Origin of the sequence: Flavobacterium soyae, assembly GCF_021245985.1 — a bacterium.
Taxonomy (GTDB): Bacteria; Bacteroidota; Bacteroidia; order Flavobacteriales; family Flavobacteriaceae; genus Flavobacterium; species Flavobacterium soyae.
On sequence record NZ_JAJQXA010000023.1, the window covers coordinates 19,912 to 41,113 of the forward strand.

Sequence of the window (21,202 nt, forward strand, 5' to 3'; positions counted from 1 at the left end):
TTAAAAAAGGCGTTTCACTTGTATAAATTCATCCCGAGACTTCGGGACTATGTGTTAGAAACTGGTTTCTTTGAACTGCCTTCTTTAGTAAAAAAATCTATGTTTCTATGTGTTTAAATATTTTTCAACTCAACGAATTAAAATTTATAAGTTACGGTAAGGCTCGCATTTCTTGGGCTTCCTGGAAATAAACGCAAGTAATTCTGTGCGCCAAGCCAATAGGTTTTATTTAATAAATTGCCGGCATTTACAGCAATCTGCACATTGCTTTTGCTAGGTTTATAAAATATCGCTGCATCAAAAATGGTAAAATCAGGAAGTGTAAAATCTCTTGTAAACCAAGGAATCTTACTGCTTTGATACTGCATTCCGAAACCAATTCCTAAATCCTGCAAAGCAGAACCTGCTTTAAAGTTGTAACGCGTCCATAAATTGGCACTGTTTTTTGGCGTATTTTGTTTTCTGGCACCAATTAAAGCCGGATTATTGTCTTTTATAATTTCGGCATCGATATAACTGTACGAAGCGTTTACCTGCCAGTCTGGTGTAATATAACCTGCTAAATCGCACTCAAAACCACGGCTTCGTTCTGCACCTCTTGTAACCAATAAATCAGGATTTGCAGGATCATTGGCATTCATTAAAATATTGCGCTGTCTGATTTCATAGATCGCTGCGTTAAAACTCATTGAGTTGTTTAAAAAAGTTGTTTTTATTCCTGCTTCTTTCAAATCACTTTTGAGTGGATCGAATAAACTTCCGGCAGGCAATGAACCGGTTTGAGGCATTAAAGTAACCGTATTCGATTGCGGCTGATAACCTTCGAGATAGGTCGTGTAAACATTTATAGCATTATTTACCGCATAAGTAATCCCAACTCTTGGCAGTAAAGCTGTTTTTTTGACTTTTAATTCATTGCTGGTTTCGTAGTTTGTAATATCCTCAAACCATTCGTTTCGCAAACCCAATAAAAAAGTAAATTTTTTCCATTGAATCTGATCCTGAATATAAATGGCATTAGTTGCTGTAAGTGCCGATGGCAGCGCTGTTCTAATATTCAGCGTATAATCTTCAGGGCTTGTAATTTTGTAAGTTGGATTATTCAAATTAAAATATTCTACATTTGGTTTTGGCATTACAACACCGTCAACTGTAATGGTTTGATAATTTGAGGAATTCGCCAAAACAAAAGTGTTCGCAACCGTTCCGTCTTTTAATAAATAACCTCTTGCCGCGTTTTGTCCGCCGCCTTTGTTTTTGTTCCAGCTGCTTAAATCATAACCCGTTAGTAATTTATGATTGAGTTTTCCGGTTTTGAAATCGAAGTTTAAATAAGCACTCAAATTGTCGATATCCCAATTTTGCTGACGCTGCACAAACTGCATCATCGCCAGATTTGTAACAGGCTGATTGTTTATATCGACCGCAAATGCATTTGTAGTTCTGTGTTCCTGAAGATCTTCTGTCCAGGTTTGTTTCATGTACGATGCATTAAAACCAATTTTAGAACTGAATTTATGGGCAAAATTCGTCATCAAAATCATTTCTTTCGATTTAAAGAAATCACTTGGCGATCCTAGATTTAAACTAATTGGGGTTTTATTTAAACTTGTTTTTCCGGCAGCGGCACCAAAAATAGGCTGACCTCTGTCAAGATTTCCATTCATATCGCTCAAAATCAATTCCGTATTAACTGCCGTTTTTTCATTTGGAAAATAACTGAAGGAAGGCGAAATTAAAAACGATTTATTATGGACTAAATCACGAAAGGATTTTGCCTGTTGATACGCACCGTTTACACGGTATAAAAGTGTTTTTGATTCGTTTAAAGGACCTGTAAAATCAAGCGTCCCGCGTAAAGTGCTGAAACTGCCCACGCTCATGCCGATTTCTTTTCGATCAACTGTCAAAGGCTTTTTAGTTACCATATTGATGCTTCCGCCCGGATCAACAGAAGAAAATGTCGCACTCGACGGACCTTTTATCACTTCAACGCGTTCAATATTACTCGTTAAAGGCTGTAAAAAATAGTATTGGCGCGTTCGCATTCCGTTGATAATCTGTCCTTCTTCATTTTGGCTGATACCTCGAATCGTATATTGATTGTAATAACTTGCCGGAATTACACCGCTTGCCATTTTTACAGCATCGGCGAGATAAAATGCGCCTTTATCGGTAATAAGTTCTTTGGTTATGGTTGAGATAGACTGCGGAATATCTTTGTTTAAAGCTGCCGTTTTTGTGGCAGCAAACGAATAATCGCTGGTGTATTTTTTGGTCGAACGTCCCACAATTTCAACGGTTTGCAATTCGTTTTTGGTCATTTTAACAGAATCCTGAGCAATGCTGTCAGTATTTTTTTTGTTAATAGTCTGTGATTGTGCGGACTGCGCGGTGATTATTATAAATAAAAAGAGAATTAAATGTTTCATTTTGGTTTTGATTGGAAATACCTTTTCCTTTAAACGGTTTGTAAATACAAATCTTCGAGCTCATTTGCTGAGATTTTAGCTGCTTCGATTACAGTGACTAAATTTCCCTGTTTCATAATACCAATGTGCGAAGCGACTTCTCTGGCTCTGAAAATGTCATGTGTTGCCATTAAAATTGCTGTTCCATCGGCAGAAAGCTCTTTTAAAATCTGCGAAAATTCGTTGGAAGCTTTGGGATCTAAACCGCTCGTAGGTTCATCTAATAAAAGCACTTTAGCTTTTTTGGCAATCGCAATCGCAATTCCCACTTTTTGGCGCATTCCTTTAGAATACCCATCCAGCTTTTGATCGTGCGCTGCAGCCTGTAAACCGGCTTTGTTCAGGAAATAAGTTAATTCTCCTGCAGAATATTTGAATCCGGCGAGAGATGAAAAGAACTTTAGGTTTTCTAAACCGGTTAAATTGGGATAAAGCATTACAGTTTCTGGAATGTAGGCCACATGCTTTTTTGTTTCCTGCGTATTTTGAGTAACCGAAATGTTATTGATTTCTAATTCTCCCGATGTTGGCTCGATAAAGCCCAAAAAGAGATTGATTGTAGTCGTTTTTCCGGCGCCGTTTTGTCCTAAAAGCGCAAAGATTTCGCCTTCGTTTATGGTTAAATTTAAGGAATTCAAAGCCGTATGATCACCATACTTCTTGGTGAGATTTTTTGCTGTAAGCATAGTTTTTATGTATTTGGGTAAATTGATTTTGGAAATGATATGGAAATCCCAGGCTTTTACTTTATTTGTAAAGGCTTGATTATGAATATCTAATTTTGAGAAGGGATAATTTACTACAAGAGTTAAAAGGCTGGTTTGAGTCCAAATAAAGGAACCAAACAGCTGTAAAACAGTATTTCTTTTTACCCAATTTATTATATAGGTAAAAAGCTGCTTTTATTTAAATAAGTAAAATGCAGTAAATTAAATGAATGCGGGAGGCGCGCGCAGTGCAAAGAGACTGCCTTTAAAAAATGCAGTATAAACCTTCGAATAAAAGAATTTATAAGAGGTTTCGACCGTTATTTTATGAAATGATAATGCCTGAAATGAATTCGGAATAAAAGTACTAAAGGCAAAATGGCAAATATGACAATTAGCATCAACCGAATGGCTGTGCGTTATTTGTTTTTGTCCGGCGGTAGTTTTGTGCTCACAGTGTTTCTCTGAAGCCTGCCTTAAAATATGTTCGTAGGAGTGAACCGTCTGAAACAGCATGGCGAACAATACTGCAAAAGACATCAGTAAATTTACAACTACGATTTTCTTTTTCATTCAGTGGTATTTCTGCTGCGATATTTAACCTTTTCATTATGAAAGAAATAAACGCAACAGTGTTGCAAATATAAATACTTAATTTAGAAATGCACTAATTTCAGCTTTATATTTTTGATGATTATATTGTAAACTGGCCGTATTTGCTGATTTTACAAATTACTGTACAATAGTTGCAGCGTATGAAAATCAGAAGATCCGTCAAAGTATTTATGCAAAACTTCCTGAAAAACGGGCTCTGTATTTTGAATGCTTGCAAAAAGCGTCATACACGATTGTAAATTTTCAACATCTGGCGTACCAAATATATCTACAGCGTCGAGTTCGTCTTTTTTGACCAATTCTTCTGTTATTTCAATAAGGTGTTTTCCTAAAATTGGGTGTTCGAGAAAAGCAATTGCTTCATCGGCATTTTTAATTTCGTAGAATTTTGATGTATCACTCGAACCCATTCCTTTTATCTGTGGAAAAATAAACCACATCCATGGAGATTTTTTTTTGCCTTTCTTAATTTCATCAAGAGCAGTCAGGTACAATTTGTTTTGAGCGTCTAAAAATCGAAGTAATTCTTTGTTATTGTAAGCCATTCTTTACTTTATTGATTTGGGGGTATCAGGTCATAAAACTACTCAAAATATGTTTAGCTGTATATTACTAAATCCTTTTTTTACTGCTATTTTATTGAAATATTATGAAGAAAAAGTGATTAAAAAAGAACCGTAAAAATTTAGCTGCAAAAAGTAAAATACTCATCTAAAAGTTCATTCAAATTTTATTCGGGTAAAAATTAAATAACAAAATATTTCCTGTTAACAAGCTTGTTTATTGTTATAAATAAAAGTTTTTTCTAGATGCTTTGTTGTAATTTTCCTATTTTTATCAAACAGGGTTATTTGCTGCGATATTTTTAAAACAATTTCTTCAATCGTATTTCATCATAGCAATACCCAATTTCTGCTAACGGGTTTCATACTCAAATTAAAAAATAAAATATGAAAATAGGATTAATAGGATTTGGAAAAACAGGAAAATCAGTAGCATCAATATTACTTGAAAATAAAAAATTCTCACTGGAATGGGTTTTAAGACAAAGCAAGGTTTTAGAACACAGATCTGCCCCGGAATTTTTAGGAATTGAATCTAACGAACCCGGACTAATTTATTCAAGTTCAAATACAAATGTTAACGATTTACTTGAAAAACATCCTGTAGATGCAATCATTGATTTTTCTTCAGATGAGGGGATTTATTTTTACGGAGAATCTGCAGCAAAGAAAAATATAAAGATTATATCTGCAATATCGCATTACAAGGATAAAGAGCTGAAACTACTTAAAAAACTTGCTGATAAAACAACAGTTTTTTGGTCTCCAAATATTACTTTGGGTGTCAATTATTTATTGTTTGCTGCCAGGTTTTTAAAGAAAATTGCACCCTGGGTTGATATCGAAGTAAACGAAGAGCATTTTAAGAAAAAAGAAGGAACATCCGGAACGGCCATAAAAATTGCCGAAGCGCTTGATGTTGAAAAAGAAAGTATCAACTCGGTCAGAGCAGGAGGAATTGTTGGGAAACATGAAGTTATCTTTGGATTTCCATATCAAACGGTTCGTTTAATTCACGAATCGATTTCAAGGGAAGCTTTTGGAAGCGGCGTTGTTTTTGTCGCTGAGAATTTAAAAGACAAGAAAAAAGGATTGTACAGCTTTGAAGATATTCTATCGCCTTATTTTGCGGTTTAGTTATGCCGCAAAGGCGCTAAGTTACTAAGTTTTTTAATCTGCAGTCCCGATAGCTATCGGGACTGCAGATTCGCTAAGTTTTTGTTTCATGCAGATTTTACTGATTAAGCAGATTTTTAAATCATTTTAATCATTTTAATCTGCGGCTTTATAAAAAAACAATCTTCTGTCTTTTCGGATATTTTTTATTTTCCGATGATTTCTTTTCTGTGTAAAGTTCCCCAGTCTTTTAAGGCCATAATAACTTCTCCTAAAGATTTGCTGTGTTCTGTTCGTGAATATTCGACTGTTGGCGGAAAAGTATCATAAACAGTTCTGGTAACAAGTTTGTTTATTTCAAGATCTTTCAACTCTTTAGAAAGCATTTTATCTGTAATTCCGTTGATGTCTTTAGAAATTTCTTTGAAACGTTTTGGCCTGTCAGACAAAGCAATTAAAATGGGCAGTTTCCATCTTCCGCTTAAAATTTCCAAAGCATCTCTTACTGGCAGCAGTGCCGCCATGCATTCTTGTGGCCTGTAATTTTTTTCGTCTATTTTTTGAGTTTTTACTTCTGTTTCCATATTTATCACGTTACTATCCTCAAGGATAGTGCTATCCTTGAGGATAGTACTATAAAAGAGATAGTAAATGTAGATAAGTTTGTATCGTAAAACAAATAATTTAAACCATGAGCCAGAAAATTCTGCGAATAATTACCAGCACAAAAGGAGACACTTCGTTTAGTAATCAATTATCAAATGCTATTATCGAAAAATTAACAGCACAAACAGAAACTGAAGTACAGACACTTGATCTTACTAAAACACCTTTACCTTATTTGACTGGTGCGCATATTAATGCTGTTTATATGCCTTCAGAAGCACATACGCCGGAACAAACAGAAGTATTGAAATATTCTGATGCAGCAATAAAAACGTTATTAGAATCTGATATTATTGTGATTGGCGTGCCTTTGTATAACTTTGGAATTCCTGCAGTTTTAAAAGGATGGATTGATCAGGTTGCAAGAGCAGGCAAGACTTTTAGTTATAGTGCAGAGGGACCAAAAGGGTTAGTAACAGATAAAAAAGTGTACTTATCGATTGCATCCGGGGCTATATTTTCTGAAGGCCCATACAAAAGCTACGATTTCTCTGAGTCGTATCTTAGAGCTGTGTTAGGCTTTTTGGGGATGACAGATGTTACCACTTTCCGTGTAGAAGGAACTGCAATTCCTGATTTTGCAGAAAATGCTTTACCAAAAGCTTTGTCTTCTGTTGAAGAATTTGCTTTTTAAAAAATGGAGAGAAATTAAAAAATCTGCCGGATCTGCCAAATCTGTGTGCAAAAATTACTCACGCAGATCCGGCAGATTTATAAAATGAAATTCAATAATATTATTTCTCTATAATCATGGTGACACCTTGTCCGCCCGCGGCACAAATTGAAATAAATCCTCTTCCGGAGCCTTTTTCATTTAATAATTTTGCCATAACGCCAATTATTCTTCCTCCGGTTGCAGCAAAAGGGTGTGCGGCTGCTAGGCTGCTTCCCTTTACATTTAGTTTTTCCCTGTCGATTGCACCAAGGGTTTTCTTTAAACCTAATTCAGCACTCAATTCCGGGCTTTCCCAAATTTTTAAAGTAGCTAAAACCTGAGCAGCAAAAGCTTCGTGAATTTCATAATAATCAAAATCCTGCAGGTTTAATCCGGCTTTTTCAAGCATTCTGCTGGCAGCGAATAAAGGTGCCAATAAAAGATTCTGCTGATTTTTGACATATTCAATCGCCGCAATTTCTGCAAATGTAATATAAGCCAGGATTGGTAATCCGTGTTCTTCTGCCCATTCTTCGCTGGCTAAAAGTACGCAGGAGGCACCATCTGTTAAAGGAGTTGAATTTCCGGCAGTTAAAGTTCCGTGTGCTTTATCAAAGGCAGGATTTAGTTTAGCCAGTTTTTCTATACTGCTGTCTTTTCTTAGGTTATTATCTTTATCAAGTCCGTTAAAAGGCGTAATCATATCATCAAAAAAACCTTCATCATAGGCTTTTGCCATATTCAAATGACTTTTAAGCGCCAGATTGTCCTGATCTTCCCTTGAAATTTTATAATATTTTGCTGTAATTTCAGTATGTCCGCCCATTGAAAGTCCGGTTTGAGATTCTTCATTACGTGGAACTAAAGGGCCAAAATCTTTTGGACGAAGTTTTAAAAACAATTTAATTTTTTCTCCCAATGATTTTGCCTGTCTGGCTTTAAGCAAAGTTTTTCTCAATTTTTCACTTACTGCAATTGGCATATCGCTAATAGAATCAACTCCACCGGCAATTCCGGATTCGATTTGGCCAAGCGCAATTTTATTGGCAATATAAACAGCACTTTCTATTCCTGTGTCGCAGGCTTGCTGTAAATCGCAGGCCGGGGTAGCAGGATCAAGAGCCGTTTTCATAACACATTCCCTAATTAAATTGCTGTCGTAAGTATGTTTAATTACAGCGCCTCCGGCAACTTCACCTAATAATTGGCCTTTTAAATTGTACTTATCAATAAGTCCGTTCAAGGCTGCGGTCATCATTTCCTGATTTCCAGTTTCTGCGTAAGCGGTGTTGGCTCTTGCAAACGGAATTCGGTTATAACCCACAATGGCAACTTTTCTAACAGTTTTGGTAGTATTCATCTTAAAAAATTATTTCTGACGATTCATTTTAAGCTTAAAGATAAGCAGAGTTTATTATTAATTTGTTATTTAAACGAGAATATTAGTTCATTAAACGTTATTTTAAGGGTGTTTGTCTATAATTCCTTCTTTTTATTTAGAATGATTAAAAATAATTTGGAAAACAGAATATTAGAAATTACTTTTGCCAAATAAAACTTAAAATATTACTAAAATGAGTATAAATATCATTAAGAAAGTTTGTTTTTTGATGGTTCTTTTGACTTCACTAAACGCGATGAGTCAGGAATCAGGAAAAGTAAACGGAAAAATTTCTTTAAGCGGTAATGAACCGGCACCAGGTGTTTCTATAGTTCTTAAAGGAACCAGGTATTCGGCAGTTACAAATGACAATGGTCAATATGAAATTAAAAATGTTAAGCCGGGTTCATACACCATTAGTATTCGTGCAGTTGGAATTCACGCCGTTGAAAATACAATCGTAGTTACTTCAAAGCAGACTACAACAAAAAACTTTGCACTTTCTGAAAGTCAGGAAGATCTTGATGAAGTTGTTATTACAAAAAATAAATACAAACAAGATAAGCCTTCATTGTCATTACGTCTTCAGACTCCGGTGTTGGAAATTCCGCAAAACGTACAAATTGTAAGCGGACAAACTTTAAAAGATCAGCAGATTACAAGTATGAGCGACGGTGTTATTCGTAATGTGAGTGGTGCTGTACGTTTAGAGCATTGGGGCGATTTATATACGAATATTACAATGCGTGGTTCGCAGATTCAGGCTTTCCGTAACGGATTTAATGTGGTTTCTTCTTTCTGGGGACCATTAACTGAAGATATGAGTTTTGTTGACCATATTGAATTTGTAAAAGGCCCTGCAGGTTTTATGCTTTCAAGCGGTGATCCAAGCGGACTTTATAATGTGGTTACTAAAAAGCCAACCGGAATTACTAAAGGTGAAGTCACTGCAATTGGCGGAAGCTACGATTTTTACCGGGTAAGTCTTGATCTTGACGGAAAATTAGATAAAAAAGGAAAATTACTTTACAGATTTAACGGAGCTGCTCAGAATAAAGGCTCTCACCGTGCTTATGAGCACAATAACCGTTATGTAATTGCTCCGGTAATTTCATATCAAATTGATGATAAAACGAAAATCTCTGCAGAATATAATTTCCAATATGCAAATATGACTGAAGTTGGTTCTTATTATGTATTTGGCCCTGTATCCGGCGGGTATGCAACACTTCCGGTAGGGTTTACAATGACACAGCCGGGACTGCCTGATACAAATATTCAGGATCACAGCGGTTACCTTACATTCGAACACAAGTTTGATGATAACTGGAAACTTACTGCACAGACTTCTTACTTTAAATACATTCAGCAGGGTTACAGTTCTTGGCCTGGTGTTGTTGGACCTGGTGATGTTGACAGAGATTTTAACGGAATTCCGGAAGGAACTATTGGAGAAGGAGATATAATCAGAAATGTTGGTATCTGGGATGCAGAAAGCAATATGTACTTAGGACAGATTTTTGTTAACGGAAAATTTAATACAGGATCTGTTACTCATAAAGTATTAGGGGGAGTAGATTTAGGAAACAAAGATTATATGGCAGATTGGGGACAATCTCACGATCTTGATACAGTTGATAATCCATTTAATGTATATAATCCAAATTATGGTACGCCATCTAACGGGTTTCCTGCTTTTGATCATGAAACTCCACTTAGTAAAAGAGCAGGCGGACGTATGAGTTCAGAATATGCTGCGAGTTATATTCAGGATGAACTGGGCTTTTTTGAAAATAAACTGAGATTAACTCTTGCGGCGAGATATACCTGGATCAATCAGTCAGCTTGGGGAGATACCCAGGAAGACAGCCACATTACGCCTCGTGCCGGACTTAGTTTTTCTATAGATCCAAGTACTGCCATTTATGGATTGTACGATCAGGCTTTTACACCCCAATCAGGGATTACACAAAATGGAGATCCAATAAAACCTCTTACAGGAAGTAATTTTGAGTTTGGTATTAAGAGAGACTGGTTTGACGGGTCATGGAGCACTACGCTTGCAGCATACAGAATTCTAAAAGAAAATGAACTTACCTCAGATCCAAATAATAAGCCAAATGAGGTATATAAGGTTATTTTAGGAAAAAAGAGAGCAGAAGGTGTTGAATTTGATGTAAGAGGAAAATTATTTGACGGTCTTAACCTTATTGCCAACTATGCTTTTACAGAATCTATAGTTCTTGATTCTAATGTTTCGAGTATTAGGGAAGGTTCTGTTGTACCAGGTTACGCAAAACATACTGCAAATGCATGGTTAAACTATACAGTTCAAGGCGGTGCGCTTAAAGGTTTTGGTGCTTCTATTGGAGGTTCTTTCCTTGCAGGGCGTCAAACTGATACCTGGAGTGAAGGTTTAGAAAAACTTCCAAACTATTTTAGACTTGATGGTGGTTTATCTTATGAAACAGGTAAATTTAAAGTTACCGGAAACGTATTTAATATCTTAGACAAATACCTTTACAGCGGCTCTTACTATCAATGGTTAAATGCTTACTACTGGCAGACAGAACAGCCAATTAACTTTAGAATTGGAGTTACTTATAAATTGTTTTAAATTTTTTAGTTACAAAGGTTCAAAGAGACAAAGTTTCAAAGTTTTTGAATCTTCCAAGAAAATAAAAAATCCGTTTAATCTGTGGCAAAAAAAGCCCACGGATTTAACGGATTAAACGGGTTTTCACAGTTTTATTTATACATTCGATTAAAACAAACCGGCGTAAATCCGTTTAATCTGTGTAATCTGTGTCCCAAAACCACACAAAATATTACCCTTTTTTAATTAAAGGAATAAGTTTTGTCCCGATGAGTTCTATGGCGTTCATTAATTGTGAATGTGTCAGACCTGCATTATCCATTTGAAAAGTAAATCTTTCAACGCCTCCAAGCGCTTCACTATGACGTAAAATTTTCTCAGCAGCTCTTTCGGGACTTCCAACGATTAAAACACCAAGGTCATCAATTAAACCATTGAATTTGTCTTGTGTAACCGGAGGCCAGCCGCGTTCTCTTCCTAATTTTGTCCACAATTCAGCATAACCCGGATAATATTCTTCAATTGCTTTTTCGGTCGTATTTGAAACATATCCCGGCGAATGCAAGCCAACTTTTAATTCGTGTGGTTTAAAACCAGCCGTTTTTCCGGCCTCGCGATATAAATCAATCAAAGGTTTAAAACGGTGTGTTTGTCCGCCTATAATAGCAGCCATTAAAGGTAAACCTAAACTTCCGGCCCTGATAAAAGATTCGGGAGTTCCGCCAACTCCAAGCCAAATCGGCATTTTTTCCTGTAAAGCCCTTGGATAAACCGGAAGATTATTTAATTCCGGACGAAATTTTCCGTACCAGGTTATAAACTCGTTATCTCTAATTTGCAAAAGCAATTCGAGTTTTTCCTTAAAAAGTGCATCATAATCATTAAGATCATATCCAAAAAGGGGATAAGCTTCAATAGCAGATCCTCGGCCTGCAACAATTTCGGCTCTTCCTTTCGAAATCAAATCCAATGTGGAAAAACTTTGATATACCCTTACAGGATCAGCAGCGCTTAAAACCGTTACCGCACTGGTCAAGCGTATATTTTTTGTTCTTGCAGCCGCGGCACTTAAAATTACCGCTGTTGCCGAATCCAGAAATTCTTTTTTATGATGTTCTCCAATCCCGAAAACATCCAATCCAGCCTGATCTGCAAATTCAATTCTCTGCAGGAGTTGTTCCATTGCATCAACACCGCTCAGGGTATTGTTGTCGCCATACATTGCCGAAGCAAAACTATCGATTCCTATTTCCATTTTTTTTAGCTTTAGGCTTTAGGCTGTACGCTTTAAGCTTTTTTTAGAGAGCTTATAGCTTACGGCATAAAGCCTACAGCAACATATTAATGAGAAAATCCAAATGAAATACTGGTTATAATAATCAGAATAACAATCAGCGTAATAATAACATACAAATAATCTTTCTCGATCAAAAAAGAGAAAAGAGAAAGTAAAACCCTGAAAACAGGGGTTAGAAACAATAATATAATTCCAAAGAAAATCAAAAATTCGCCGCTTCCTGAAATTACCCCATTAACAACTGCTGTAATAACTTCAAATATATTTCGGTCATTTTCTTTAAAAACAGAATAATCTTCAATGTCATTTCCGTGATGCATTAAATAAACAATTCCGCCAATAAAAGCTACTGATAATGAAATCCAAACACCATAGCGCAATAAATTCCCAATAATGGTTTGAAAACTTTTTTCTCCAAATTTTTCGTGCGTCATAACTTTAGATTTTTCCATTAATTCCGTTATAAACCATATTAACTGCTAACACAAAAATTAAACAGGCGAAAAATATTCTAAGTTTTTTAGGATTTGTTCTAACCAAAATTTTTGCTCCGGCCATTGCGCCAAATAAAACGCCAATAACAACCGGCATACAAATTCCGGGTTCGATATACCCTTTTTGAATGTAAATTACAGAACTCGCCATTGCCGTAACTCCCATCATAAAATTACTGGTTGTGGTAGAAACCTTAAACGGAATTCGCATAATATTATCCATTGCGATTACCTTAAAAGCACCAGAACCAATTCCGAGTAAACCAGACATCATTCCGGCAATTCCCATCATGCTGAAACCGCCAATAACATTTTTGGTTCCGTAGCTTACCACTTGTCCGTCATGTGTTGGGTAAGTTCCCTGAAGTTTTAAGTTTTTTGCCAAAGGACTTGATTCTAAAACAATATGTTCTTCTTTTTTGCGAAGCGAATTTATTGCCGAAAATATTAACGTAAGTCCAAATAAAACAGCAATGAATGAAGTAGGAGCGATGGTGGAAAGTAAAGCACCGCAAACGGCTCCGATGGTTGTAGCGATTTCCAGAAAAATTCCGAGGCGCATATTAGTAATTCCTTCCTTAACATAAGCCGCCGCAGAACCCGAAGAAGTCGCAATTACCGAAACTAAAGCGGCTCCAATTGCATAATGAATATCAACATCGAGAATAATAGTTAGAAGTGGAATAATAATTATACCGCCTCCCAGACCTGATAATGAACCAATAAAGCCTGCTAAAAAAGCCCCAAGAAGCATTATCAGAGTAAAGGTAAGTATTGTCATTTAAGATATGTTTTTGTATCTGCTAATTTACGAATACATATTTGTCCGTGATAAGTTTACGACCTTAAATATGCCTTAAAAATGTTTTTTGAATTATGAATTATGAGTTACGAACTTTGTCAAAGTTATGGCGACTGCGACTGCGACATATTTTTATATTCTATTATCAACTGCAAAAGATGTTTTTCCGATATTGGCAAGCAATAAGGCGGCCGCTGCACTCGTCCAAACCGAATAATCAAGAGGCGCTTTTACCGAAACTGAAACAGCCATTGAAAATGCAAAAAGAAACAGTAAAAGGGCAGTTCCTAAAGCGGCAATTCTAGTTTTAAAACCGAATATTAATAATAGGCTAAGTAAAATTTCGAAGAAAGTTGCGATACTGCCTAAAATTTCTGCTGTGGCCTTGTTGGCAAAAGAATTAAGTGTTTGTGTATAAACGACAAAATTTTCCCAATTTCCCCATGCAACACCATTTGAACCGGGTGCGCCCCAAAGTCCAAATCGATCAGCTACCGCTGAAAGCATTGTGATTGCTAAAACTATTCTTAAAATTAAACCTGCTTCTAATATGGTTATGTTTTTCATTCTGATTATTAATTTTTATTTCAATGTCATTAAACGAATTTCTTTTGAAAATTAAGGAAAAATCGTCCGGTTATTTTTTAATAACGGCAGAATGATCGTCAAATTGTTTAAAATAAACGATAAAATGCCAAAAAAGGGATTAGAAGATTAATTCTATCCCTTTTTGGTTTTAAATATGGAATTCTTATTTCAATGTTGTTTTAATTACAATTGCAGCTTGCTGAACCGCAGTTTGTATAGCAGGAACATTTGCAATTGGGTTTAAAAGCCCGTAATCGTGAATCAATCCGTTGTATCTTGTTAAGGTAACAGGAACTCCGGCTTCGTTTAATTTTCTAGCATACGCTTCACCTTCGTCTCTTAAAACATCATTTTCGGCAGTTTGAACCAGTGCAGGAGGTAAGCCTTTCAATTCTTCTAAACTTGCTTGCAGTGGTGAAGCATATTTTTCGGTTCTTTTAGCAGTATCTGGCAGATAATTATCCCAAAACCATTTCATCATATTTTTAGTCAGGAAACGTCCGTTGGCATATAAATTATAAGATTCAGTTTCAAAATTTGCATCCGTTACCGGCCATAATAAAACCTGCAGTTTAATATGAGGACCTTTTTTATCTTTTGCCATTAAAGTAATTGCTGCAGACATATTTCCTCCAACACTGTTCCCCACAACAGCCAGGTTTTTACCATCTACATCAATTTCTTTTCCATTTTCGGCTACCCATTGCGTTGCTGCATAAATTTCATTGATTGCAACCGGATATTTAGCTTCAGGAGAAGGTGTATAATCTGGGAAAACAGCAACTGCACCACTTTCTACAACTAAATCTCTCACTAATCTTCTATGCGTTGGATAATCTCCTAAAACCCATCCGCCGCCGTGAATAAATATAAATACCGGAGCATTTGCTTTTGCGCCTTTAGGTTTTGTAATATGAATTTTTACTTTTAAACCGTTTTGAGAAATTACTTTTTCAGATTCTTCGATACCAGAATAATCAACTTCTACAGATTTTTGTGCACCAACTAATACGTTACGTGCGTCTGTAATAGATAATTGTTCTAAAGGTTTTCCGTCACCTGAATTTAATGCATTTAAAAAGCCTCTGACTTCTGTAAAAATTTCCGGGTCATTTTGTCCCTTAAATTGTCTTTCTTGTGCTGAAGCAATTGTATTTACAATTAACAATGCTGCAATAAATAAACCCTGTTGTAATACTTTAATAGTTTTCATATCTTTTGTTTTTATCATTTATAATTTGATAGGACAAAGATATGGTGGTAATAAGGCTGTAAAAATAGACAAAAGTCTATTCTAATTGTACATTTTTCCCTTGAAGGTATTTTTTCTTAAAATTTGATGGAGTATCGCCAACTTTATTGGTAAAAAGCCGGTTAAAATAAGCCGGATCTTCATATCCGAGCTGATAGGCAATCTCTTTGACACTTAATGAAGAATACCCCAAAAGCCTTTTGGCTTCCAGAATAATGCGGTCTTTAATAATATCGTTGGGATGCGAAAGTTCTAAACGATTGAATTTGTTCGAAAGCGTTTTGGGTGCAACGCCCAGTATATCTGCATAATCGGCAACAGTATGTTTGGTTCTGAAATGAATTTCGACCAATCGGCTGAAATCTCTAAAGAAATCCATTTCCTTTGATGGTTCATCATTCAAAACACCCAACTGCTGTATTTTCCAGATTCGGGTTGCTTTAATAATAAGCTGTTTCAAATACGTTCGGATCATTTCTTCCTGAGAAGAATCGGGAGCGTCAAATTCTTCCTGAATCTGACTGTATATACTTTCTACAAATAAAACCTCTTTTTCAGGCAGCGTTGTCATTGGCATTTCAAAAATATTATTGAATAACAATCCGTCGCAGGCAACTTCGGCATCATGAATCTGCACACAATAAAAATCACGGTTGTAATACATGAAATAACCTTGCTTTTTTCCTTCTTTATTAATTTGTAAATATTGATTACTGTTTATAAAAAACAGGGAAGGGCTGTAAGTTCTATATTGTTTAAAATCAATTGTTATTTCATAATCTTCGGGTAAATACAAGACCTTAATATAAACTTTGTAACCATCACCATTAATTTCCTCAACAGTTTCCCGATTTAGAATTAAAAATCCCAGTTTTTTATAATTCGATTCAAATATTTGGTGGTTCATCGAGCCTGTTTTGGTTTAAAAATACTAATTTTCTTTGGCAGAGGCGAATTTTAATTTGGACTTATTTGTAGATGTTCGAGTTTTTTCCCAACCAAAGTTTTTTCTCCAACAACTTTAAATCCGAGTTTTAAATAGAGATTTTTTGCCAGCGGATTATCTTCTTCAACCAATAATCCTAATGTCTGTTTGTTTTTATGAACATATTCGGCAATTAAAAACCGAAGTATTTTTGAACCAATTCCTTTTCCCTGATGATTCGGATTTACACCTAATGAATCGATATAAAATTCTCCTGCTCTTGTTTCAGGTTCGGGATCAAATTCAGGATTAAAATTCGTTCTGACATGTTTTATTATTGATGTGCGTAATTCTTCTATATCAGAACCGTTGTAAATATTTACTGCGCCGGTGATTTCGCTATCGGCTTCAGCCACAAAACAATTTTGATACGAATATTGGTTATTTTCTCTTTCTACAAAATACTGAAGAAAGTCTTTTGCAGCAGCATAATCTTTTTTAGCAATAAACTTGTAAATGATGTCCTCCATTGCCAATAATAAAATAGGAGCAATGTATTTTGAATCGGATATATTGGCTTTACGGATATTCATTTTAAAGAGATTTTTTGTGAAGCAAATTTAAAGTTTTTTAAACACATAGAAACATAGTTTTTCTTTGTATGTAAAGGCGTTTCACTCTTTTTCAATGCACATAGCTATGTGTGAAAAAACGAGTTTTTTTTAATATCCCTTTTTCAAGAATTAAAAATCTATGTTTCTATGTGTTTAAACAAAACTGCCGAATTTCTGCCAATATAAAATAAAAACATACCAGTTCTATTATTTGAAAGAGATTTATTTTAAAAATATGTTTCCCGCAGATTTTGCAGATTAAGCTGATAAATAAAAATATCTGCTAATCTGCCAAAATCTGCGAGAGAACAAATAAATCACATTGAAAAATTTGTACCGATATTTTATAAAAATATACCAATTATAAGATTCAAACAGCGCGTATCTTTGTTAGTATATTTTAAACCAAAATTTAAAAAACGATGAAAGCAATAGGATTCAAATCATCATTACCTATAGAAGAAAAAGACAGTTTTATTGAATTTGAAACTGTGAAACCAATACCCGGAGCGCACGATTTATTAGTAAAAATTGATGCAGTCTCCGTAAACCCGGTCGATTTTAAAATTCGCCAGAGCGGTGCAAAAGATATCGTTCTTGAAACCCCAAAAATTATTGGCTGGGATGCTGTGGGAATTGTTCAGGCAGTTGGCGAAAAAGTAACTTTATTTGAAGTTGGTGATCCGGTTTATTACGCCGGAGATTTAACGAAACAAGGAAGCAACGCAGAATTTCAAATTGTTGACGAAAGAATTGCAGGCAATAAACCAACATCATTAACCAATGCAGAAGCTGCCGTTATTCCGTTAACAGGTTTAACAGCCTGGGAAATTCTTTTTGACAGAATTAGAATAAATCCTGAAAAAGACAAAGGAAAATCAATCTTGATTATTGGAGGTGCCGGCGGTGTTGGTTCTATCGCCATTCAGCTATCAAAAAAAATTGCAGGATTAACGGTAATTGCAACCGCTTCACGTCCTGAAACTATTGATTGGTGCAAGAAGCAGGGTGCCGATTTTGTTGTAGATCATAAAGATTTAATTTCTTCTGTTAGAGAAGCTGGTTTCCAGCATGTAGATTTTATTTTAGATTTTGTTGATACGAATGCGTATTGGGATATTATGGCAGAACTGATTAAACCTCAAGGACACATTGCCTCTATTACCGGAAGCGCTGAACCTGTTGCTTTAAATAAACTGAAAGGCAAAAGTGTTTCATTTTCATGGGAATTGATGTACACACGTTCGATGTTTCAAACAGAAGATATGATCGAACAGCATCATATCTTGAATAAAATTGCCGATTTATTAGACGATGGTGTTTTAAAAACGACTTTAAAAGAAACCTACAAAGGACTTTCTGTTGAGAATCTTAAAAAAGCGCATCAGCTTTTAGAGTCTGGAAAAACGATTGGCAAAATTGCGATTAAATATTAAAAGTATTTTTAGGAATTAAAGAAATCTCATTTTAAAGAAATGGGATTTTTTAATAAAAATTCTGTAAGTCTACCCTTAAATTATATAAAATATTCCATTTTTAATTATTGATATTTACTAGCTATAACCCAAATTAATTTAATCAATGACTACTATGAAAAATTTAAAGTATATTTTCATGCTTTCGGGGGTATTATTTGCTTTTAGCTGCAACAATAATGATAACAATGGCAGCCCTGAAAATGGAGGCGGAACAGTAACTGATCCTGTAGAAACTAATCCAGCAAATTCACAATATAAACCTGCTTTTTCAGGTCAGACCAGAATTAATGGAATGACTACCAATACAGAATTTAAAGCCGATATTATTACATCGGCGCTTACCAGCCCGTGGAGCGTGAAAGTTCTTCCTGACGGCCGGCTTCTGGTAACTCAAAAAACAACGGGAACATTACGTATCGTTACAACCGGCGGAGTGGTTAGTGCACCAATTACAGGTCTGCCGGCAGTAAACCCTGCTAATCAGGGAGGTTTATTAGGTTTATGCCTTGATCCTGATTTTGGAACAAACAGAATGGTTTACTGGGTGTTTTCTGAGGCTGTAACAGGCGGAAATATTTCGGCTGTTGCAAAAGGAAAATTGGCAAACGACGAAAAAACAATAGAAAATGCTGTAGTAATTTATCGTTCAAGTCCTGCAAATCCAAGTGATTTACATTATGGCGGACGTATTCTATTTGACCAAACCGGAAATCTTGTTGTAAGTACGGGAGAGCGTTCTGTATTACAAACAAGGCCTTTGGCACAATCGTTAACGTCAAGTCTTGGAAAAGTAGTCAGAATTACAAAAGACGGACAGCCTGCAGCTGGAAATCCAACTTTTAGCGGGACAAATGCTCTTCCTGAAATATATACTTATGGACATAGAAATCCGCAGGGACTTGCTGTGCATCCGGTTACGAAAGAAATTTGGCTGAGCGAACACGGGCCAAGAGGCGGCGATGAAATTAACCGTCTTAAAGCAGGAGCAAATTATGGCTGGCCGACAATTACATACGGAATTGAATACAGCGGACAAGTTGTTGGCGATGCTATTCAGCAAAAAGAAGGAATGGAACAGCCGGTTTATTACTGGGATCCTGTGATTTCTCCAAGTGGTATGACTTTCTATACCGGAAATCGTGTGCCAGAGTGGGAAAATAATCTGTTCATAGGTTCATTAAGCGGAACCCACATTGCCCGACTTGTAATAAAAAATAATAAAGTGGCTGGTGAAGAAAGGCTTCTTGCAGGTGAAGGCCAGCGTTTTAGAGATATTACACAAGGTGCTGACGGTGCTTTATATGCTGTAACAGATCAGGGAAGACTTTATAAAATAGATAAGAAATAATTATTAATTGTTAATCTATTGCTGAAAAAAAAATAAACCCTATATAAAAATAAAAATTATAGGGTTTATTTTTTTATTATGCTTGATCTTGATTTGATTCAGAACTTGAGTTTTGATAAGCTTTTATTATTATTCAATTGTAAGTGTCATATTGGGTACTACAATATCTCCGTTGCTTCCGCTATATCGCTGGGCAAAAACTTCGATATAATCATTGTTAACTAATTCTGTGGTTGCATTTAATGGCAGTACAATAATATCATTTGCAGCCAGTCCTCTTCCGTAAACTTTATATTGACTTATGGCAGTTCCATTTTTAGCAATATAAATGATGTATATACCGGCAGCAGGCACCTGAAAAGAGATAGATCCTCCAACCTGGAAAATTCTTTTCTTTTTTCCCAGATATCGTAATCGATTTGCAGCATCAGTTGAAAATCTAAATAAATTCGAATATGTTGTAGAAGGTGTTCCTGAGCCTACTTTTACTATATTACTTGGATTAGCACCATTTGTAAAACTGACTCCAAGACCGGATCCAACAGCATAATCCATAGAAAAATCGGCTGTAGCACTAGCATCAGTTTCTGTTGGTATTCCTGCAGATCTTACACTCCAGCTATTATTAAAATTAAATCCTGTATACGTTCCCGTTGTATAGGCTTTTACATATCCTGCTGTGTTTGTACCCGTAAAAACAACAGATTCTAATACTGCATCTCCAGTGATAGTAAGTCCTGATGTAGAAACATCAAATCCTATCGCAGTACCGTCGACCTGGCTAAAACCTCCTTGTTTTTCTACTAATGTAAATGTTCCGGTTAGTTTTTCGTAAGTACCTGTATTATTGCCAAACCAGCCCATGTTACTTAATAGCAGCTGCGTTATATTGTTGTAAGTGATTCCGGTTGTATTTCCTGAAAATTGAACAATACTAAGAAAAACCAATCCAAAACCAGATATTGTTCCTACACTGGCTGAGTTGGCAACTATACAGTCCCTAAAAACTAAATTTTGAGCTGCCGAACCACTCAGGTTAAAAATACTTCCGGTTGCGGCTCTAATGGTAACGTTTTTAATATTCCCGCCTGTAGCACCTTCAAAAATATTTCCTGTAGTTCTAAGTATAATATCTTCAGTAGAATCTAAACCTTGAATGTAAGCATTATTGAGGTCGATAGGATGATCAAATATAATAAGACCATTTATTTCATACAATGTATTGGAGCTTAAAAGGTATTTAGTCCCTCCGCCGTTTGACAGTTCAGTTGCGAGAACAGTTGCTAAGTTATCTGCAGCTTTTATACGTTTAAAATTTACTCTTGGACTTGTACCACTGCTCATTACTAACCATGATGTTGAACCCGAAGAATAATGGTAAAAAGCTTTTAAATCAGTATCATAGACAATTAATCCGTCAGCAGGAGAGGTTATTGCATTTCTTTGGGCAGTTGTCATTCTGGGAGCCAGCATTCCCTGACTTGTCGATGCTATATCTAACACAGAACTTGCATCAGGTGTAACTGTTCCAATTCCTATTTGTGCATTTGTAAAATATGATAAAAAGAAAAGAGTAAGTATTAATAGTGTTCGGCAATTTATTGAGGCTGTATTTTTCATAATTTCAGGTTTTT

19 protein-coding genes are annotated in these 21,202 nt (G+C 35.7%); 5 read left to right on the forward strand and 14 right to left on the reverse strand.

Annotation, left to right across the window (positions count from 1 at the left end; translation table 11 throughout):
- Window positions 1-137: 137 nt before the first annotated feature.
- The 4 genes from LUU93_RS20095 to LUU93_RS20110 form a co-directional block, all read right to left on the reverse strand.
- A complete protein-coding gene (locus LUU93_RS20095; RefSeq protein WP_232682940.1) occupies window positions 138-2,432 on the reverse strand; it encodes a TonB-dependent siderophore receptor in 2,295 nt (764 codons plus the stop codon).
- 29 nt (window positions 2,433-2,461) lie between these two features.
- A complete protein-coding gene (locus LUU93_RS20100) occupies window positions 2,462-3,157 on the reverse strand; it encodes an ABC transporter ATP-binding protein (RefSeq protein WP_232682941.1) in 696 nt (231 codons plus the stop codon).
- Window positions 3,158-3,400: 243 nt separating this feature from the next.
- Window positions 3,401-3,751 carry a hypothetical protein gene (locus LUU93_RS20105; protein ID WP_053470501.1) on the reverse strand — a complete coding sequence of 117 codons (351 nt, stop codon included), beginning with the start codon at window positions 3,749-3,751 and terminating at the stop codon, window positions 3,401-3,403.
- Window positions 3,752-3,903: 152 nt separating this feature from the next.
- Window positions 3,904-4,338, reverse strand: coding sequence for a DUF1810 domain-containing protein (locus tag LUU93_RS20110; protein WP_232682942.1), 435 nt, complete (start codon window positions 4,336-4,338; stop codon window positions 3,904-3,906).
- A 405-nt stretch (window positions 4,339-4,743) separates the two neighbouring features.
- Here LUU93_RS20110 and LUU93_RS20115 point away from each other — a divergent pair, with 405 nt between their 5' ends.
- Window positions 4,744-5,493 carry a dihydrodipicolinate reductase C-terminal domain-containing protein gene (locus tag LUU93_RS20115; RefSeq protein WP_232682943.1) on the forward strand — a complete coding sequence of 250 codons (750 nt, stop codon included), beginning with the start codon at window positions 4,744-4,746 and terminating at the stop codon, window positions 5,491-5,493.
- Window positions 5,494-5,678: 185 nt separating this feature from the next.
- Here the strand turns inward: LUU93_RS20115 and LUU93_RS20120 are convergent, their stop codons facing one another.
- Window positions 5,679-6,056 carry a winged helix-turn-helix transcriptional regulator gene (locus tag LUU93_RS20120; protein WP_232682944.1) on the reverse strand — a complete coding sequence of 126 codons (378 nt, stop codon included), beginning with the start codon at window positions 6,054-6,056 and terminating at the stop codon, window positions 5,679-5,681.
- 107 nt (window positions 6,057-6,163) lie between these two features.
- On the opposite strand from LUU93_RS20120, the gene LUU93_RS20125 reads away from it, so the two are divergent.
- Window positions 6,164-6,772 carry an FMN-dependent NADH-azoreductase gene (locus tag LUU93_RS20125; protein WP_232682945.1) on the forward strand — a complete coding sequence of 203 codons (609 nt, stop codon included), beginning with the start codon at window positions 6,164-6,166 and terminating at the stop codon, window positions 6,770-6,772.
- A gap of 100 nt (window positions 6,773-6,872) precedes the next feature.
- Here LUU93_RS20125 and LUU93_RS20130 read toward each other — a convergent pair whose 3' ends face one another.
- Complete coding sequence (locus tag LUU93_RS20130) at window positions 6,873-8,153, reverse strand: acetyl-CoA C-acetyltransferase (protein WP_232682946.1); 1,281 nt, start codon at window positions 8,151-8,153, stop codon at window positions 6,873-6,875.
- 214 nt (window positions 8,154-8,367) lie between these two features.
- On the opposite strand from LUU93_RS20130, the gene LUU93_RS20135 reads away from it, so the two are divergent.
- Entirely contained in the window at window positions 8,368-10,791 is a 2,424-nt protein-coding gene (locus LUU93_RS20135; protein ID WP_232682947.1) for a TonB-dependent receptor, read from the forward strand.
- A gap of 211 nt (window positions 10,792-11,002) precedes the next feature.
- On the opposite strand, the gene LUU93_RS20140 is transcribed toward LUU93_RS20135, so the two are convergent.
- The 7 genes from LUU93_RS20140 to LUU93_RS20170 all read right to left on the reverse strand — a co-directional run bounded on the left by LUU93_RS20140 (window position 11,003) and on the right by LUU93_RS20170 (window position 16,721).
- A complete protein-coding gene (locus LUU93_RS20140; protein WP_232682949.1) occupies window positions 11,003-12,025 on the reverse strand; it encodes an LLM class flavin-dependent oxidoreductase in 1,023 nt (340 codons plus the stop codon).
- Window positions 12,026-12,111: 86 nt separating this feature from the next.
- A complete protein-coding gene (locus LUU93_RS20145) occupies window positions 12,112-12,519 on the reverse strand; it encodes a DUF1634 domain-containing protein (RefSeq protein ID WP_232682950.1) in 408 nt (135 codons plus the stop codon).
- Window positions 12,506-13,342, reverse strand: coding sequence for a sulfite exporter TauE/SafE family protein (locus tag LUU93_RS20150; RefSeq protein ID WP_232682951.1), 837 nt, complete (start codon window positions 13,340-13,342; stop codon window positions 12,506-12,508). Before LUU93_RS20150 ends, LUU93_RS20145 begins: the two co-directional genes overlap by 14 nt.
- A gap of 153 nt (window positions 13,343-13,495) precedes the next feature.
- Window positions 13,496-13,930 (reverse strand): DoxX family membrane protein, encoded by a 435-nt coding sequence (locus LUU93_RS20155; protein ID WP_232682952.1) that lies wholly within the window; start codon window positions 13,928-13,930, stop codon window positions 13,496-13,498.
- A gap of 184 nt (window positions 13,931-14,114) precedes the next feature.
- Window positions 14,115-15,164, reverse strand: coding sequence for an alpha/beta hydrolase (locus tag LUU93_RS20160; RefSeq protein ID WP_232682953.1), 1,050 nt, complete (start codon window positions 15,162-15,164; stop codon window positions 14,115-14,117).
- A gap of 76 nt (window positions 15,165-15,240) precedes the next feature.
- Window positions 15,241-16,110, reverse strand: a complete 870-nt coding sequence (locus LUU93_RS20165) for a helix-turn-helix domain-containing protein (protein WP_232682954.1) — start codon at window positions 16,108-16,110, stop codon at window positions 15,241-15,243.
- 50 nt (window positions 16,111-16,160) lie between these two features.
- Window positions 16,161-16,721 (reverse strand): GNAT family N-acetyltransferase, encoded by a 561-nt coding sequence (locus tag LUU93_RS20170; RefSeq protein WP_232682955.1) that lies wholly within the window; start codon window positions 16,719-16,721, stop codon window positions 16,161-16,163.
- A gap of 443 nt (window positions 16,722-17,164) precedes the next feature.
- Here LUU93_RS20170 and LUU93_RS20175 point away from each other — a divergent pair, with 443 nt between their 5' ends.
- A complete protein-coding gene (locus tag LUU93_RS20175) occupies window positions 17,165-18,178 on the forward strand; it encodes a zinc-binding alcohol dehydrogenase family protein (protein ID WP_232682956.1) in 1,014 nt (337 codons plus the stop codon).
- Window positions 18,179-18,332: 154 nt separating this feature from the next.
- Window positions 18,333-19,568: a PQQ-dependent sugar dehydrogenase gene (locus LUU93_RS20180; RefSeq protein ID WP_232682957.1), complete on the forward strand. Its 1,236-nt coding sequence runs from the start codon at window positions 18,333-18,335 to the stop codon at window positions 19,566-19,568.
- Window positions 19,569-19,697: 129 nt separating this feature from the next.
- Here LUU93_RS20180 and LUU93_RS20185 read toward each other — a convergent pair whose 3' ends face one another.
- Window positions 19,698-21,188: a phage tail-like protein gene (locus LUU93_RS20185; protein WP_232682958.1), complete on the reverse strand. Its 1,491-nt coding sequence runs from the start codon at window positions 21,186-21,188 to the stop codon at window positions 19,698-19,700.
- Between the last annotated feature and the right edge of the window lie 14 nt (window positions 21,189-21,202).

Excerpts from the sequence above, each read along its gene's own strand:
- LUU93_RS20095 (WP_232682940.1), bottom strand. The coding sequence starts at position 2,432 with ATGAAACATTTAATTCTCTTTTTATTTATAATAATCACCGCGCAGTCC.
- LUU93_RS20100 (WP_232682941.1), bottom strand. The coding sequence starts at position 3,157 with ATGCTTACAGCAAAAAATCTCACCAAGAAGTATGGTGATCATACGGCT.
- LUU93_RS20105 (WP_053470501.1), bottom strand. The coding sequence starts at position 3,751 with ATGAAAAAGAAAATCGTAGTTGTAAATTTACTGATGTCTTTTGCAGTA.
- LUU93_RS20110 (WP_232682942.1), bottom strand. The coding sequence starts at position 4,338 with ATGGCTTACAATAACAAAGAATTACTTCGATTTTTAGACGCTCAAAAC.
- LUU93_RS20115 (WP_232682943.1), top strand. The coding sequence starts at position 4,744 with ATGAAAATAGGATTAATAGGATTTGGAAAAACAGGAAAATCAGTAGCA.
- LUU93_RS20120 (WP_232682944.1), bottom strand. The coding sequence starts at position 6,056 with ATGGAAACAGAAGTAAAAACTCAAAAAATAGACGAAAAAAATTACAGG.
- LUU93_RS20125 (WP_232682945.1), top strand. The coding sequence starts at position 6,164 with ATGAGCCAGAAAATTCTGCGAATAATTACCAGCACAAAAGGAGACACT.
- LUU93_RS20130 (WP_232682946.1), bottom strand. The coding sequence starts at position 8,153 with ATGAATACTACCAAAACTGTTAGAAAAGTTGCCATTGTGGGTTATAAC.
- LUU93_RS20135 (WP_232682947.1), top strand. The coding sequence starts at position 8,368 with ATGAGTATAAATATCATTAAGAAAGTTTGTTTTTTGATGGTTCTTTTG.
- LUU93_RS20140 (WP_232682949.1), bottom strand. The coding sequence starts at position 12,025 with ATGGAAATAGGAATCGATAGTTTTGCTTCGGCAATGTATGGCGACAAC.
- LUU93_RS20145 (WP_232682950.1), bottom strand. The coding sequence starts at position 12,519 with ATGGAAAAATCTAAAGTTATGACGCACGAAAAATTTGGAGAAAAAAGT.
- LUU93_RS20150 (WP_232682951.1), bottom strand. The coding sequence starts at position 13,342 with ATGACAATACTTACCTTTACTCTGATAATGCTTCTTGGGGCTTTTTTA.
- LUU93_RS20155 (WP_232682952.1), bottom strand. The coding sequence starts at position 13,930 with ATGAAAAACATAACCATATTAGAAGCAGGTTTAATTTTAAGAATAGTT.
- LUU93_RS20160 (WP_232682953.1), bottom strand. The coding sequence starts at position 15,164 with ATGAAAACTATTAAAGTATTACAACAGGGTTTATTTATTGCAGCATTG.
- LUU93_RS20165 (WP_232682954.1), bottom strand. The coding sequence starts at position 16,110 with ATGAACCACCAAATATTTGAATCGAATTATAAAAAACTGGGATTTTTA.
- LUU93_RS20170 (WP_232682955.1), bottom strand. The coding sequence starts at position 16,721 with ATGAATATCCGTAAAGCCAATATATCCGATTCAAAATACATTGCTCCT.
- LUU93_RS20175 (WP_232682956.1), top strand. The coding sequence starts at position 17,165 with ATGAAAGCAATAGGATTCAAATCATCATTACCTATAGAAGAAAAAGAC.
- LUU93_RS20180 (WP_232682957.1), top strand. The coding sequence starts at position 18,333 with ATGAAAAATTTAAAGTATATTTTCATGCTTTCGGGGGTATTATTTGCT.
- LUU93_RS20185 (WP_232682958.1), bottom strand. The coding sequence starts at position 21,188 with ATGAAAAATACAGCCTCAATAAATTGCCGAACACTATTAATACTTACT.